The sequence below is a fragment of the Alteromonas sp. ABH2_165 genome (assembly GCF_056159945.1).
On record NZ_JBSWWF010000009.1, the window covers coordinates 64,689 to 81,132 of the forward strand.

General features: G+C 46.9%; 11 protein-coding genes. 8 read left to right on the forward strand and 3 right to left on the reverse strand.

Going from position 1 to position 16,444, the window contains the following annotated elements; translation table 11 throughout:
• Positions 1-59 precede the first annotated feature (59 nt).
• From ACXAFQ_RS17045 to rmf, 7 genes are all read left to right on the forward strand, one after another.
• Complete coding sequence (locus ACXAFQ_RS17045; RefSeq protein WP_474824628.1) at positions 60-4,898, forward strand: NAD-glutamate dehydrogenase; 4,839 nt, start codon at positions 60-62, stop codon at positions 4,896-4,898.
• A gap of 63 nt (positions 4,899-4,961) precedes the next feature.
• Positions 4,962-5,969 carry a quinone-dependent dihydroorotate dehydrogenase gene (pyrD, locus tag ACXAFQ_RS17050; protein ID WP_474824629.1) on the forward strand — a complete coding sequence of 336 codons (1,008 nt, stop codon included), beginning with the start codon at positions 4,962-4,964 and terminating at the stop codon, positions 5,967-5,969.
• Positions 5,970-6,031: 62 nt separating this feature from the next.
• Positions 6,032-8,131, forward strand: coding sequence for a bifunctional 23S rRNA (guanine(2069)-N(7))-methyltransferase RlmK/23S rRNA (guanine(2445)-N(2))-methyltransferase RlmL (gene rlmKL / locus ACXAFQ_RS17055; RefSeq protein ID WP_474824630.1), 2,100 nt, complete (start codon positions 6,032-6,034; stop codon positions 8,129-8,131).
• Positions 8,128-8,361 carry a glutaredoxin family protein gene (locus ACXAFQ_RS17060; RefSeq protein WP_070124644.1) on the forward strand — a complete coding sequence of 78 codons (234 nt, stop codon included), beginning with the start codon at positions 8,128-8,130 and terminating at the stop codon, positions 8,359-8,361. The genes rlmKL and ACXAFQ_RS17060 overlap by 4 nt, the downstream gene beginning before the upstream one ends.
• Complete coding sequence (gene uup, locus ACXAFQ_RS17065) at positions 8,358-10,286, forward strand: ATP-binding cassette ATPase Uup (protein WP_474824631.1); 1,929 nt, start codon at positions 8,358-8,360, stop codon at positions 10,284-10,286. The genes ACXAFQ_RS17060 and uup overlap by 4 nt, the downstream gene beginning before the upstream one ends.
• A gap of 12 nt (positions 10,287-10,298) precedes the next feature.
• Positions 10,299-12,068 carry a DUF3466 family protein gene (locus tag ACXAFQ_RS17070; protein ID WP_474824632.1) on the forward strand — a complete coding sequence of 590 codons (1,770 nt, stop codon included), beginning with the start codon at positions 10,299-10,301 and terminating at the stop codon, positions 12,066-12,068.
• Between the two features lie 371 nt (positions 12,069-12,439).
• Positions 12,440-12,616: a ribosome modulation factor gene (rmf, locus tag ACXAFQ_RS17075; protein ID WP_070124638.1), complete on the forward strand. Its 177-nt coding sequence runs from the start codon at positions 12,440-12,442 to the stop codon at positions 12,614-12,616.
• Positions 12,617-12,706: 90 nt separating this feature from the next.
• Here the strand turns inward: rmf and fabA are convergent, their stop codons facing one another.
• Positions 12,707-13,225 carry a 3-hydroxyacyl-[acyl-carrier-protein] dehydratase FabA gene (gene fabA, locus ACXAFQ_RS17080; protein ID WP_070124636.1) on the reverse strand — a complete coding sequence of 173 codons (519 nt, stop codon included), beginning with the start codon at positions 13,223-13,225 and terminating at the stop codon, positions 12,707-12,709.
• Between the two features lie 131 nt (positions 13,226-13,356).
• Between fabA and ACXAFQ_RS17085 the strand changes: the two genes are divergently transcribed.
• On the forward strand, positions 13,357-13,617 hold the full coding sequence (locus ACXAFQ_RS17085) for a hypothetical protein (RefSeq protein WP_474824633.1): 261 nt from the start codon (positions 13,357-13,359) through the stop codon (positions 13,615-13,617).
• Here ACXAFQ_RS17085 and ACXAFQ_RS17090 read toward each other — a convergent pair.
• On the reverse strand, positions 13,614-15,134 hold the full coding sequence (locus ACXAFQ_RS17090) for a cryptochrome/deoxyribodipyrimidine photo-lyase family protein (RefSeq protein ID WP_474824634.1): 1,521 nt from the start codon (positions 15,132-15,134) through the stop codon (positions 13,614-13,616). The two genes, ACXAFQ_RS17085 and ACXAFQ_RS17090, sit on opposite strands and share 4 nt — an antisense overlap.
• Positions 15,131-16,396 (reverse strand): DASH family cryptochrome, encoded by a 1,266-nt coding sequence (locus ACXAFQ_RS17095; protein WP_474824635.1) that lies wholly within the window; start codon positions 16,394-16,396, stop codon positions 15,131-15,133. The genes ACXAFQ_RS17090 and ACXAFQ_RS17095 overlap by 4 nt, the downstream gene beginning before the upstream one ends.
• Positions 16,397-16,444: the final 48 nt, after the last annotated feature.

Below are 16,444 nucleotides of genomic sequence, written 5' to 3' on the forward strand. Positions count from 1 at the left end.
TGAAGATTAGCGAAAATAGGTAGGGATTCTGTGCACTTACGACTAATTAAGGTTTAACCATGACAGTCACCTCACAGCGGCAGTCGGTGCTGCTTGATAATGTTTTTTCACTTATCGATAAAAAGATTGATGCGCAACAAAAAGCGTTGGTAGAACAATTTGGCCAACATTTATTTAAAACGATTTCAAATGACGACCTGGAAGATCGAAACGACAGCGATCTCTACGGTGCGACGCTTAGTTTATGGCACGTATTTTCTTCTTTTGATTCTTCAGCTCCTTACATACGTGTTTTTAACCCGGAAATTGCCAAGCATGGCTGGCATTCCAGTCACACCATTGTAGAAATTATTGTTCGCGATATGCCGTTTCTGGTGGATTCGGTTCGCATGTGTCTTAATCGTCTTAACATCACCTCGCACTTAATGCTTCACAGCCCGGTTTGGTTGAAGCGCGACGATAAAAACCAGGTAGAGTCTTTCGTTGAACACGGCAGCAAAGACAAGCATGCCTTGAAACAAACGGTGTTGTTTATCGAAATCGACAGACAAACATCGAAGAAAGATATTGACCTGCTAACAAAAGAACTTCGTTCTGTTGTTGATGAGGTATCGCTTGCGGTAGAAGACTGGCAAGCCATGTCGACAAAGTTAGATACCGTCATTAAGACGGCTAGTAAACTCAACTGGCAGGTATCTGATGAACGCAAAAAGCAAGCAGTACAATTTCTCGAATGGTTAGCTGATCATAACTTTACCATGATGGGTTACCGGTATTACGATGCCAAAGCCATTGAAGGCGACTACCGTTGGATACCGGTCAATGACAGCAGCCTAGGCTTGATGAAAAAGTCAGTCAGTGACCGCGAACGACTCATTTCTAATTTGCCTCCTTCAGCCCGTGCCGAAGCCTTGAGTCAAAAACCGTTAATGCTAACCAAAACGAATTCCCGAGCCCGCGTACATCGCCCGGCTTACATGGACTATGTTGGCGTTAAAGTATTCAACAAAGAGGGTGCCGTAGTGGGCGAGCATCGCTTCCTTGGTTTGTACAGCGCGTCTTTCTATAACTCCAGCGCCACTGAAATTCCAGTCTTGGCCAGTAAAATCAGTGAAATTTGCTCGTTGTCTGGTTATGAGCCTGGAACTCACGCTTACAAAGCGTTCGTGAATATCATCGAAACCTATCCCCGTGATGAGTTACTGCAAACCCCTGCAGATGAGATGGCGCAGATCATAATGGGCATCTTTCAAATGCAGGAACGGGGTATCACCCGCCTGTTTATGCGTAAAGACGTGTTCGGACGTTTCTTGTCGTGCATGGTTTATGTACCCAGAGAGCGCTACAACACGCAGCTAAGAAAAGATACGCAAGCATTGCTTCAGCGTTCGTTTGGTACGGAAGAAGACGTGGAATTTACCACTTTCTTCTCAGAATCGGTTTATGCCAGAACGCACTATATCGCCCGGGTAAAAAACAACAATGTGGATTACGATGTGAAGGAAATTGAGCAGAACATCATCGAGCTGAGCAAAACCTGGAATGACCGCCTCGCATCAGCGATTAAAGCTGCCCACGGTGAAGCTTCGGGTAAGGCGTTAGAGCGCAAGTATACGAATGCGTTTTCCCGTAGCTATATGGAGCAAAACCTGCCCAGCGCTGCGCTCATTGATATTGAGAAACTTGAGCTGCTAAGCGACGACCATACGCTGGATATGTTGTTCTATCGTCCGCAGGAAGAAAATGTCAGCAGCGAAGTGGTGAAACTGAAACTGTTCCACCGCGCGGAACCTATTCACCTGTCTGATGTGCTACCCATGCTGGAAAACTTTGGCTTGCGCGTTATTGATGAGAGTCCATACAAGGTGCACTGTTCAGATACATCGCTGAACTGGGTGATGGATTTCACCATGCTGCATAAATCAGGTAGTCACCTGGATATGGAACAGGCACAAACACTGTTCCAGGATGCCTTTGCCAAAGTTTGGGCAAATACGCTGGAAGACGATGCTTTCAACCGCCTGATCCTGGGCGCAGGCATGACCGGACGAAAAGTGACTATTCTACGTGCTTACGCAAAATACATGCGTCAGACCGGCAGTTCTTTTAGCCGCGACTACATCGCCAATACGCTGTCTGCTTATCCTGATATCGCCAAGAAGTTAGTGGCTTTCTTTGATACGCGCTTCGACCCGTCGAAGAAACGTAATAAGAAGAAAGAAGACACCTTGCTTGATGACATCAAAAAACAACTGGATAACGTTAGCAACCTGGATGACGACCGTATAATTCGCCGCTATCTGGATATGATGCTGGCGACTTTGCGTACAAACTTCTACCAAGGCGATGCAGAAGGCAACGAGAAGCCTTATGTGTCATTCAAAATGAGCCCGGATATGATCCCGGAAATGCCATTGCCACTACCGAAGTTTGAAATTTTCGTATACAGCCCCCGGGTTGAAGGTGTGCATTTACGTGGCGGCAAGGTTGCACGTGGTGGTTTACGCTGGTCTGACCGACAAGAAGATTTCCGCACGGAAATTCTCGGTTTGGTTAAGGCGCAGCAGGTTAAGAACACTGTAATCGTGCCAGTTGGGGCTAAAGGCGGATTTGTTTGTAAACAATTGCCGACCACAGGCGGTCGTGCTGCATTCCAGGCCGAAGGTCAGGCGTGTTACCGCACCTTTATCCGCAGTTTGCTGGATATCACCGACAATATCGTTAATGGTGAAATCGTACCGCCGAAAGATGTGGTACGACTGGATGAAGACGATCCGTACCTGGTAGTGGCTGCCGACAAAGGCACCGCCACATTCTCAGATATTGCTAACGGCATTTCTGAAGAGTACAACTTCTGGTTAGGTGACGCCTTTGCGTCTGGTGGTAGTGTCGGATACGACCACAAGAAAATGGGGATTACTGCCCGTGGTGCGTGGGAATCGGTTAAGCGTCACTTCCGTGAAATTGGTATCGATTGTCAAACCACCGACTTTACCGCCGTGGGTATTGGTGACATGGCCGGTGACGTATTCGGTAACGGTATGTTGTTGTCGCGCCATACGCGTTTGATTGCAGCGTTCAACCACCTGCACATTTTCTTCGACCCCGACCCAGATGCAGAAAGTTCTTATAAAGAACGTCAGCGTTTATTTGAAAACCCCAGTCTGAGTTGGGAAGACTATGACAGTGCATTGATTTCAAAAGGCGGCGGTATCTTCAGCCGTGCCAGTAAATCCATTAAACTGACTGCTGAAATGAAGAAGTGGCTGGGTACCCGCCAGGTGTCGATGACGCCTAACGAGTTGATTCACAATATTCTGAAGATGTCTGTGGATCTTATCTGGAACGGGGGTATCGGTACTTACATTAAGAGTAATAAAGAATCCCACGCTGAGGTGGGTGACCGCGCCAATGACGATTTGCGGGTAAACGGTAAAGACGTGAATGCGAAAATCGTAGGCGAGGGCGGTAACCTGGGTCTCACCCAACTAGGTCGTGTTGAATATGCGGCCACTGGCGGTCGTGTGAACACCGACTTCATTGATAATGTGGGCGGTGTAGACTGTTCAGATAACGAAGTTAATATCAAGATCCTGCTCAACAGCTTGGTGAGTGCCGGTGATCTTACCGTTAAACAACGTAACAAGTTGCTTTACGATATGACCGACGATGTGTCTCGCATCGTGCTTGAAGACTGTTACCGTCAAACCCAGTCTATTTCGATTACTGAACGGGCCGGGGTATCTCAGCTTAAAGAACAGTTGCGCTTTATTCATGGTCTTGAAAGAGAAGGGCGTTTGAATCGTGAACTGGAATTTATTCCTACGGATGACGAGATTTCCGATCGCGTTGCGAAAGATCGCGGCCTGACACGTCCTGAACTCAGCGTACTGATTGCCTACGGCAAAATGGTGCTTAAAGACGCGTTCAATATTCCCGCTATCACCGAAAATCCTTACCACGGAAAGCTGCTGGTTAATGCATTCCCTCCTGTGTTGCGTGACAAGTATCCGGAGCAAATGGAGCAGCATCCACTACGCGGTGAAATCATTGCCACCAAGCTGACTAATAATATCGTTAACGATATGGGTCTGAACTTCGTGTTCCGTATGCAGGAAGAGACGGGCGCAACCGTTGATGAAATTGCAGATGCTTATGCCGTAGTAAAAGGCATCTTCAACATCGACCCGCTGTGGCGCAAAATTGAAGCACTCGACAATGTAATTGATGCTGATTTACAGCTTAAGATTCTAGAGAGTGCCCGTCGAATTATGCGTAGAACAGCACGTTGGTATATTCGCCATGGCAATAAGTCACTGGGTATTCATTCGGCCATTGAGGCGTATCGCGCCACGTTCGACAATCTTGCTGCCAATATGCAAACGTATCTGGTACCAGAAGAATATGCCGCACTGAAGAAAGAAACGGCGAAACTGGTAGATAAAGGCGTGCCAGAAGACATTGCCACCCAGATCTCGAGCTTCTCGAATCTGTTCTCAAGTCTGGATTTGGCACAAATCGATGATGTAGACAGCCATGATACCTCGGTAATTGCGAAGCTTTACTTCCAGTTAGGTTCGAAATTAGAGCTACACTGGTTCCTCGCGCAAATTACCAACCAGAATGTCAGCAACCATTGGCAGGCGTTGGCCCGGGCATCCTACCGGGAAGAGTTAGACTGGCAGCAGCGTTCAATTACACTGAACCTGCTTCAAACACGGCCTGACAGCCAGGATGCAGATGAAATTCTGCAAACCTGGATGGACAATAATCAGGCGCTGCTGAAGCGCTGGTATCATATGATGAGTGAGTTCAAAACCAGCTCCACACACGAATTTGCAAAATTTTCTGTGGCTTTACGTGAATTGATGCTTTTAAGCGCCAAGTCTAGCCATTAGAATACGCATATTCAAAAAAAGACGAAGCCCTGTTTTGACAGGGCTTTTTGTTAGAGAAAGACCATGCAATCCATCGCTCAAAAAATTTTACTGCAGTGTGAGCCCGAGAATAGCCACGATTTTGCCATTAAGTGGTTACACCGCACCCAGCACACACCGTTAAAGTGGCTTTACAGCAATGAAACCATTGCGAAACCGGTAAAAGTAGCCGGTATTAGCTTTCCAAATCCAGTTGGCCTGGCCGCTGGGCTGGATAAAAACGGAGAATGCATCGATGCATTCGGCAGTATGGGCTTTGGCTTTGTGGAAGTGGGTACGGTAACGCCAAGGCCACAACCGGGTAACCCGAAACCACGCATTTTCCGTTTGCCGGAAAAGCATGCCATCATCAATCGAATGGGCTTTAACAATCAGGGCGTCGATCACATGGTTAGCCAGGTAAAAGCGTCAAAGTTCACCGGACCTATTGGCATTAATATCGGTAAGAACAAAGATACTGAAGAAGCGGACGCATTATCAGATTATCTAATTTGTCTGAATAAAGTCTATCCGTATGCCAGCTATATTACGGTGAACATTTCGTCACCAAATACGCCAGGGTTACGTAACCTCCAATATGGTGAAGCACTGGACAAATTACTTAATGGCCTGAAACTGGCGCAGGATAAGCTTTGTCAGTCGCACGGAAAATACGTACCGTTGTTTATTAAAATTGCACCAGATCTGGCTGACAACGAAATCGATAGCATCGCCCGTTCGCTGATCAACAGTAAAATGGACGGTGTCATTGCCACCAATACTACACTAAGCCGTAATGCGGTTCAGGGACTGAAACACGCAGATGAAGCCGGCGGTTTAAGTGGTGAAGTACTGACAGAGATGAGCCTGGGTGTGACCCGCAAGCTGTCTACGGCATTAGATCGCGCCATTCCGATTATTGGAGTTGGCGGTATTCATGATGCGCAAACAGCCAAAGACAGGTTGGCCGCGGGTGCGTCTCTAATCCAGATTTACTCGTCGTTTATCTACCAAGGCCCCAAACTGGTCAAAGACATTGTAAAGGCGCTGTAGTTAACCGCCTTTATCCGTTATTTTACTGCATCGCTGCGGCGGTGCAGCTTACATAGAAAATTATGAATCAAATACTTGTTACAACCAGTCGCGGACTGGACGAGCTGCTTAAATCTGAAATCGAATCCTTGTGCCCGGATGTTAGCTGCCGTCTGTCGCCGGGAACGGTAAGTTTCTCCGGTACCCTCGAACAGGCATATACGCTTTGTTTGTGGTCTCGTCTGGCCAACCGTGTGATATGGGTGTTAGCGGAAGGTCCATGTGACTCTGCTGACGAACTCTACGACACGGCATCGTCTGTTGATTGGCAGCAACACTTACGTCCAAGCGACACCTTAAGCGTACAGTTCAATGGTACCAATAGAGCGATCAAAAACTCGCAATTTGGTGCGGTTCGAATAAAAGACGCCATTGTCGATCAGTTTATGGAAGAGTTAGATCAACGTCCTTCTGTTGAGAAAAAACTGGCTGATTTTCCAATTTGGGCACGCTGTCACCGTGAGAAGGTTACCATTGGTCTGGATTTGTCTGGTAACAGTCTTCATCAGCGCGCGTATCGCAGTAAAACCGGTGAAGCACCGCTGAAAGAACATGTCGCCTGCGCCATGCTTATTCGTTCAGGTTGGACACAAGACACGACTAAACCCTTAAGTGATGTCTTTTGTGGCTCGGGTACCATTGCCATTGAAGCCGCTTACATTGCGCGTAATATTGCCCCTGGTATTAAACGTTCTTATTGGGGATTCAACCGTTGGTTGCAGCATAATCCATCCCTGTGGAACGACATCAATGACGAAGCATTGGCAAGCCAGAAAGCCTGCGATACGCCGATATACGCATCAGACATCGATAGTAAACTGGTGAATATCGCGCGTAAAAACGCTGATCAAGCCGGTGTATTCAACGATATCCGATTTGATATGTGTGATGCATTAAAAGCGTCTCCACTGTCGAAAGAACCCGGTTACCTTATTTCCAACCCGCCTTATGGTGAGCGTTTAGGTGAACTGACTGATCTAATCCCCACCTTTGCAGAACTTGGCAAACAGCTGAAAAACGCTTGGGGTGAATGGCATGTATCCCTGCTAAGCAGCAATCGCGATTTGTTGCGCGTTCTCAAACTTCGCTCCGGTAAAGAATATGGCCTGAACAACGGCAAGCTAGAGTGTCGCTTCGTTAATTACCTGATGGATGAAGACAATTGCCGTCAATATGGTAGCGATGGCGACAATCACGAGTTTGCCAATCGCTTGAAGAAAAACCTGAAAAAGCTGAAGGGCTGGATCAAGCAGCAGGACACAAACTGCTATCGGATTTACGATGCCGACTTGCCAGATTACAACGTTGCTATAGACGTGTACGGTGAGTGGTTGGTGGTTCAGGAATATGCACCGCCTAAAACCGTATCAGAAGACAAAGCCCGTAAACGGTTACAGGAAGTGTTGCTGCATTTGCCTGCTGTTACCGGTGTGGATGCGAAGAAAATTGCACTTAAAGTACGTAGCCAACAAAAAGGCACTAAACAGTACGAGAAGATGGACCAAAAAGGCGAACGCTTAACCGTATATGAAAATGGTGCGCGCTTGCTGGTTAACCTCACAGACTATTTGGATACCGGTTTATTCCTTGATCACCGTGTCACCCGTCAAATGGTGGCGAAACGGGTAAAAAATAAAGATGTATTGAACCTGTTTTCTTACACTGGCAGCGTTTCGGTGCACGCGGCACTGGGTGGCGCGCGTTCAGTGACCACTGTTGATATGTCAAAAACCTATCTCGACTGGGCCAAAGACAACATGCACCTGAATAAAGTAAAAGGGGCGCAAGCCTTTATTCAGGCCGACTGTACCACTTGGCTTAAAACCCATCCGGGTAAGTATGATTTTATCTTTATTGATCCACCGTCGTTTTCGAATTCAAAACGCATGCAGGATACTTTTGATGTACAACGCGACCATGTCGCCTTGCTGAAAGATGCGTTCCGTTGCCTTAACGACGGTGGCGAGGTGATGTTTTCGAACAACCGCCGTGGCTTCAAGCTTGATTATGAAGCACTGGAAGAGGGCGGTTATAAAGACATTGAAGATATTTCTGCGAAGACAATTCCGGATGATTTCGCCCGCAACAGCAATATCCATAAATGCTGGGTGCTTAAAAAGTGAAATTAGCGTTTTACACCGGTCCACAGTGTCATTTGTGTGAACTGGCTGACGAGGTTCTGGCAAAGACATCACAGTCTCAGCAGCTCAACATCACCAAATATAATATCCGCGAAGATGCTAACCTGTATCATCTTTATGCCGTGCGTATTCCGGTAATTAAGCGCCTTGATACTGGCGCAGAACTCGGTTGGCCTTTTGACGTAGAACAGGCAGAAAATTTCTTATCATGAGTGTGATTCAGTTAAAAGATATTACCGTTATTTATGGTAATCCACCGTTACTCGACGGTGTAGATTTAGTGGTTCAACCCAGAGAGCGTGTGTGTTTAGTTGGTCGCAACGGCAGTGGTAAGTCCACGCTTATGAAAGTGATTGCCGGTGATATTATTGCAGACGATGGTCAGCGCATTATCGACAGCAAAACCGTGGTTGCCCGCCTTGAACAAGATCCTCCCCAAACCGTCGATATTTCGCTATTTGACTACGTGGCAGAAGGGCTTGCTGATGTGGGCGAGATCCTGAAACAGTATTTTCATCAGACACGAAAAGTGGCTGATGATCCGTCTGAAGCAAATCTGAATAAGCTCCAACATTTACAAGAAGCGTTGGAAACCCGCGACGCCTGGCAATTCGAACAACAGATTGAACAAACGCTGACTATGCTGAAGCTTGACCCCGACATGTCATTGTCGACATTGTCCGGTGGTTGGCGACGTAAAGCCGCGTTGGCAAGGGCCTTGGTAAGACAGCCCGATCTGCTTTTACTCGATGAGCCAACAAACCACTTGGATATCGAAATGATCCGCTGGCTGGAACAAAGCTTAAGTGCTTTTCAGGGCGCGATTGTTTTTATTAGTCACGACCGGGCGTTTATTCGCCAGATGGCCACACGGATTGTCGATCTTGATCGCGGCGCGCTGACAAGCTATCCGGGCAACTACGCCACTTACCTCGAAAAGAAGCAGCAGGATCTTGACGTTGAAGCCGCGCAAAATGCTGAATTCGACAAAAAACTTGCTCAGGAAGAAGTGTGGATACGCCAGGGCATTAAAGCCCGACGAACACGCAACGAAGGCAGGGTGCGAGCCCTTAAAAAATTGCGTGAAACCCGTAAAGCCCGGCGTGAAACCCAAGGTAATGCTGTGGTGGCACAGTCGACTGCCGCACGCTCAGGGAAGATGGTCTTTGAAGTGAACGACGCAAATTATGCGTACGGTGATAAATCCATAGTCAGCCGCCTGAACCTAAATGTGTTGCGCGGTGACAAACTGGCACTGATTGGTCCGAACGGTAGCGGTAAATCCACGCTTATAAAACTGCTGCTGGGCGAACTGACACCGAATACCGGTAATATTCGTCAAGGCATGAACTTAGAAGTGGCGTATTTCGATCAGCATCGTCAGGGGCTGGATTTAGAAAAATCGGTCATCGATGCGGTGGGCGATGGAAAGCGCGATTTGATGGTAAATGGCGCGCCTCGCCACGTTATTAGCTACCTTCAGGATTACTTGTTTACACCAGAACGGGTAAACGCACCGGTGAAGTCATTATCTGGTGGTGAGAAAAACCGCTTAATGCTGGCCAAACTCATGTTGAAGCCAAGTAACGTACTGGTACTCGACGAACCCACCAACGACTTGGATGTGGAAACCCTGGAAATGCTGGAAACCTTACTCAATGAGTACGAGGGAACTGTTTTACTGGTAAGCCACGACCGTGAGTTTGTTGATAATGTCGCCAATAGCTGCGTAGTGTTCGAAGGTAATGGCGCGCTCAAAGAATTTATCGGCGGCTTCAGTGATGTTGAAAGCTGGTATAAACAGCAACAAATGGCACAGAGAAATGCTGAAGCAAGAGTAAAAGATGAAACTAAATCGGATCCGCAGAGTCCTAAGCCAAAGTCTTCTCCGCGTAAGACGAAAAAGTTATCATACAAAGATCAACGTGAGCTCGAATCGTTACCTGCAGAAATTGAATCGCTGGAAGAAGCGTTAGCCACATTGCAGGAAAAGGTGAATGATCCTGAGTTTTTTAAACAGCCTGCGGATGCAACAGCTGGTACACTTGCCACGTTATCAGAAACAGAAGAAACCCTGTCTCAGAAATATGCGCGCTGGGACGAATTGGAAAGCATGCTGGAAGACACTCAGCAGTAATTAGGATATTAGATGAAATTAACACAGCTTGCCGCCGCTATGGCGCTGACCACTGCGTCAGCAACTGCCCTGGCCGCTACCTATTCCGTTACGCCACTACCGGTTACTGATCGCAGTATTCACAACTTTGGACAGTCTATTGATGAATCAGGTCAGATGCTCACCATTACACAGAGCAGCCTGAATCTTTCTGTCGATGCAGATTTCCTTGAAGAGTCAGGCTTTATCGATACTTACGCTTCAAGTTTCGAAAATGAAGAAGATGTACGTCAGGGTGTATTTTCCACCGTTGACTATAACTACATTATTGCACAGCTGACTTCTCATTCCTCAACGGCCAGAAACTACTTCTTGTACCAGCACATTGGCACTTACTCCTCATACCTCTCTGATGGGGTTGATGTTGATTTGGTACCTGGCCTCGATGCGATATCGGAAGACACCAATGAGTACGAATTCGCGGTAAACACCTACGCTCGCGATAGCTTAAATGGCGACTTTGTTGTGGGTTCTACTGAAGGGCCGTACTACCGGTTAGACTACGAGAATGAAGATGGCGATACCACGATTCTTGTTCTAAACGATATTGAAAAAACCGCATTTGTCCAGGTGAATGGCGAGACCAAACTGCTTCCTGCTGAAGATGATACCCTTGGCGGATTAAGCGAAGCTTTCGCGATTAACAATAGTTTACAAGTGGCAGGGAACAGTGCCGTTGATTATATCAGTGCCATTGATGACGCTGTTGAGAACTGCGAAGATCCTGAATTTCTGGGAGACATACCGGAAGCCTATTGTAAGCGCAATATCAGAGTAGATGCCTCTGGTGACAGCACAAGCTATGGTTTCAGATTACCCGATGTAGGTGATACGTCATTCCCTGGTACTTACGCACGGGCGACAATTTGGCAACTTGATGCAAATGGAAATGTTATCTCTAGCGAAACCTTTCCACCTGTATTTGAGCCAGAAGCAGAAGATGAATCACCTTACTGGTCATTAGCAAACGATATCAATGATCAAGGTGTGGCCGTCGGAGCCTCTTCAATAGATGAGCGTCAAAATGTGCGTCGTCCAAGCTCAAGCAGCTACTACAACTACGAGTACACTAACGTGGCGGTGAGTTACGCCGATGGCGAAACCACTGAAATGTTACCTCGTGAAGATAATCTGCAATCTGAAGCGTTGTCTATCAACAATGAAAATTGGGTAACAGGCTACGTTCTTCGGGCACCGAATAGCACTGCGCGAAACAGAATATTCATCCATAATCTGGACAGCGGTGAAACGCTCTATCCGCAAGGCTTCTTTACCAACGCGGGCGCGGAGGGCAAAGCGATCAACAATAATAATATTGTTGTAGGTACTTCTGAATATGATTCTACTGTGGATACCAATCGTGAAACTCACGGCTTTATGTTCGACGTGGCATCTGGTGAGCTCACTGATTTAAATGATCTGTTGCCCTGTGATTCGGCCTACACCATCGTTGATGCAATTGATATCAACGACAGTAATGAAATCATCGCTAACGCGCGTTTCAGCACGGCAGAACGTTATGCGAATGGTGAAGAAGTCATCAATGACGAAGGTGAAACCGAGATGGTAGACGTCATTGTTGCAGTTAAACTTTCACCTCTTGGCAGTGAAGTTGACGACAGTTGCGATGCAGACGATGACGAGGAAGACACTGGCTATGAGCGTAAGGGCGCGTCAATTTCACCGTTGTGGATGTTGTTGACAGCCGGCTTATTGGCTTTCCGTCGTCGCAAAAATGGCTAAATTAGACTTTCGTATAATGCGGTTTTTATCGAGTTAACAGCGTGATAGCGCAATAAATATACGAATCGAATTGTTTTAGCTTAAAACATAAACAGCAAAAACCGCACCCAGTTGCGGTTTTTTTGTACATAGAGAAACTCGTTTTAAAAAACGTCATAATTATGCAAAAAAAATGTAATGTTAAATTAGACAAAATTTCATTACGTTACTATTTGTCAAGCCTGAAATTGAAGAAAATAAGTTGAACCTAACTGCCGGGTGCACTATCACATATATGTGCGCAACAGAAATTGACGGCACCCGCAAAATACTATGTTAGGGGAGCCGAACACCGGTTGCGACACAAGTTAATCACAAATAGAGGCTTATCAATGAAACGACAAAAAAGAGATAAATTGACGCGTGCACACGCAAAAGGGTATCAGGCTGGTATCAGCGGTCGTTCAAAAGAGAACTGTCCATTCCAGGCTTTCGACGCTCGTTCGCAGTGGCTCGGTGGCTGGAGGGAAGCTGTTGAAGACAGGCAACTAGGATTCAACGTACGTTAAACATCTCTTTCAATAAAGGTAAGCCCCGATTAACGGGGCTTTTTTTCGTTCGAATTTCGGCATATAAGCACCAAGGTGCTATCAGGATAATCAGAACTTAGACGTATCCTGGAACAAGCCAACTTTCAAATCTTTGGCTGTGTAGATAACGCGACCGTCTACTTCCACCTGACCGTCTGCCAGGCCCATAAACAGCTTACGCTTAACAACACGTTTCATGTTGATGCGATAGGTGACTTTCTTTGCGGTTGGCAGGATTTGCCCGGTAAACTTCACTTCGCCTACGCCAAGTGCACGACCTTTACCAGGACCGCCGCTCCAACCCAGGAAGAAGCCAACCAGCTGCCACATGGCATCAAGACCAAGACAACCAGGCATTACCGGATCGCCAGGGAAGTGACAATCGAAGAACCAAAGATCTGGTGTGATATCCAGCTCAGCAATGATTTCACCTTTATCGTATTCACCGCCTTCTTCACTGATATGACTAATGCGATCCATCATTAGCATATTAGGTGCAGGTAACTGGCTGTTACCTGGGCCGAACATTTCACCGCGGCTACAGGCCAGTAAATCTTCACGGTTAAAGCTATGTTGTTTGTCGGACATGATATCCCTTTGTTGTTAGATTTTCAGCGTGGTAATTTAGCGAACACTTGTACGCTAAACAACTCTGAACAGTCATTTATTGTGAAAAAATCCATGTTACACTGCCAAGGTAACCAGGAGATGACATCCGTATGACTGAAAAGAAAAAGGCTAACCCTACCGCCAATGCAGATAAACAGCGTCGCTTTCGTGAGCGACAGAAAGCGGCTGGGAAGAAAATGGTACGGGGTTATGTGAGTCCGGAAGCGATGCAATGTTATGATGAAATTCGTGACAAAACAGGCTGGAGCGACAGTGAAGTACTCTCTAACGCGTTACGCATAACCTTTGCAGCGTATAAATGCGGACAAATTAGGCTACTTAATCAATGGCTTAAAGAGCAAGACCGCTAAGTCTTACTGTTTACTTGTTTCAGCCATTGGCGGCTAGGGCTTCGGCGAGTGGTATGCCGCTGAACAATCCGGGCCGCTTCTTTCACCACATCATCACGTTGACGATATCCCCACAAACGGTCTCTCACCTCACCGTGCACTGCACCAATATCAATAATGGGTAAGACATAATCCACGGCACAGTCAAAATTTAGCATCATGGCTTCAAGTGGCGGAATTTTATCTGGCTGATGGCAAAGAGGTGCTGGTAATCGGTCTAGTTCAGGCACCCACTTTTTGATAAAAGCAGCTTCAGGGTCGAGTTTGCTCGATTGACTTGACGGGTTATACAAACGAACCGTATGAATACCCGTGATACTGGCCTGCATTTGAATTTGTGGATAATGAATACCAGGTTCAAAATCAAGAAACTGGTTTGCCAGATATTCTGCTGCATGTAACCAATGCACATTTAAATGGTGTACTAAAAAACTGGTTACCATGGCCCGCATTCGAAAATTTAAAAATCCTGTTGCGTTAAGCGCTCGCATGCAAGCATCAACCAACGGATATCCTGTGGTACCATTTTTCCAGCGTTCGAAACGACGCTGCGCTTCTGGGCCTTCGATGTAGGGAAAGCTGTCGTATGCGCGGTTTTGTGCGCGCCATTCCATTTGATGTTCGCTCTCGAACTTTTGGATGAAATGACATCGCCAATGTATGCGAGAAAGTAACGCATTTACGGCGGGTTGCCAGCGACCACTTTGCTGCGAGTGTTTGAGGTGCGACTGTTGGAAGCGGATATATTGATAAACTTGCTTAATTGACACATTTCCCCACGCCAAATAGGGGCTCAGGCGAGTGCAGGATTTCCGGGCTGCGAGGGGCTTTGAAATATCTTGATGATATGAAATACCACGGCCAGCAAAGAAATCTTTCATCACAAACCAGGCAAACCGTTCACCGCCTTGCTGCATCCGATTATCACTCGGATAAGACGGGGTATTTTGCATCGCCCTTAAAGGCGACGCTTCAACGGAATACCAGTTCACTGTGCTCAGTGTAACGTCATCTGTGGGTTGTGACATCACTTGTTGCCAATAAGACTCCCAATGTTGTCTGTTGGTGAGTCCACGGGTTACTGCACCATAATTATGCTCTATCCATTCGATGTTGTGTGCACGGAACCAGGTAGCCATTTCACGATCCCGTCGAAAGGTAACGTCGAGGCCCACTTCTTCATAGCTGAATACGCGACTGATATGACAATGCGCGTTTATGTACGAAAAAGCCTCACGCACTTCATAGCAGGTTGAAAGCACCGAAATCCCATCGGGTAACTGCCCGTTCATATCAGTAATGCTTTCAGCTAAAAAACGCCAATGTCGCTGACTCATGTGTGGGTCGGCCATTAACGAAGGCTCAAAGCAGAACAGTAGCACGACAGGCAGGCCGGTTTTACTAGCTTCTAGCAGGGGCTTGTGGTCGCGTAGACGTAAATCGCGCTTTAGCCAAACCACCGCGACTTGAGGTTTCATTTTCGCCATGTATTGATGAAGGTTCTTTCGGGATCATAGCGTTCAGTTTGCTTTTGCAAATCGAATTGGCGATGGCCTCTGGGATCGTGGCCTACGCCAGCAAGATATAACCAGTTGCCCCAGTTACTGCCAACATCGTAGTCTACCAGCATGTGTTCAAACCAAGCCGCGCCATACTGCCAATTTTGCCCGAGTTCGTGAACAAAGCAGCTTGCCACCAGCTGGCGACCGCGGTTCGACATAAAGCCAGTCGTTTTTAATTGCTTCATACAAGCATCTACGATGTCGTACCCAGTTTCTCCGTTTTGCCACAGCCGGATCTTCGCTTCATCATGGGAAAATGGCCTTACCTCACCGCGACAGCCTGCTTGGCTAAACCAATCTGCACCATGGCGTTGCTGTATCCAGAAGAAGAACTCTCGCCACAATAACTCAAAATAAACCCAATACGTCGAATCGTTCGCGCCATGCGCTGCTTCATATTGCTTTAATTGCTGATAAATCCATCGTGGAGATAACGAGCCACTTGCCAGCCAAGGAGAAAACCGGGTGCTGGCATTCGCATCGTCCAATGCGTTTCGGGTTTCTTTGTAATTTGACACATGGTGATCATTAAAAAAGTAGTCTTTCAACCGCTGTTGACCCGCCTTTTCGCCACCGCGGAACAAGCCATGGTCAGATATCTGTGCTTTCAAATTCTCTTGTTCAGATTGCAAATGGATTGGCGGCGGTAGTGACGAAAGTGCAGTAAGAGGCGCTGCTGGCGTGGTGTGATTCTCTATTTTCTTTCGAAACGGGGTAAATTGCCCTGGCATATCGCTAAGTAAAAAAGGCAATTGCGCGCGGTCAAACAGGCTAATGCCATCTCGTTGGATGAATTTCACTTCAGGAAAGGTACTTTCCAGCCTTTGCCAGTCCTGCATTTCGTAAAAGCCGCCGTGAAAATGGCTGGCAACATGGGTTATGTCATCGTTCTGTATAAGCGAATTTAGTACCGATACCGGCGTTCCCGTTTTTATCACGAGATGTTGACCCAATGTCGCTAAGTCATCGTTCAACTCGCTCAAACACGCTTCAATAAATTGTCGGCGGTGAGGGCCCATTCCCGTAACGCCATACTGATTTTGCCCGGTGCTACGTTCGTCAAAAACATACACCAATAAAAGCTCATCAACTAGCTTACTCATTTCCAACAGTGCTGGCATATCTGTCAGTCTTAAATCGTGTCTAAACCAGAACAAACCCCGGGTAATTACTTTCATTACAAAACCTTAATTTTCATCGCCAGTGAAACAGTTTGGATATAATTG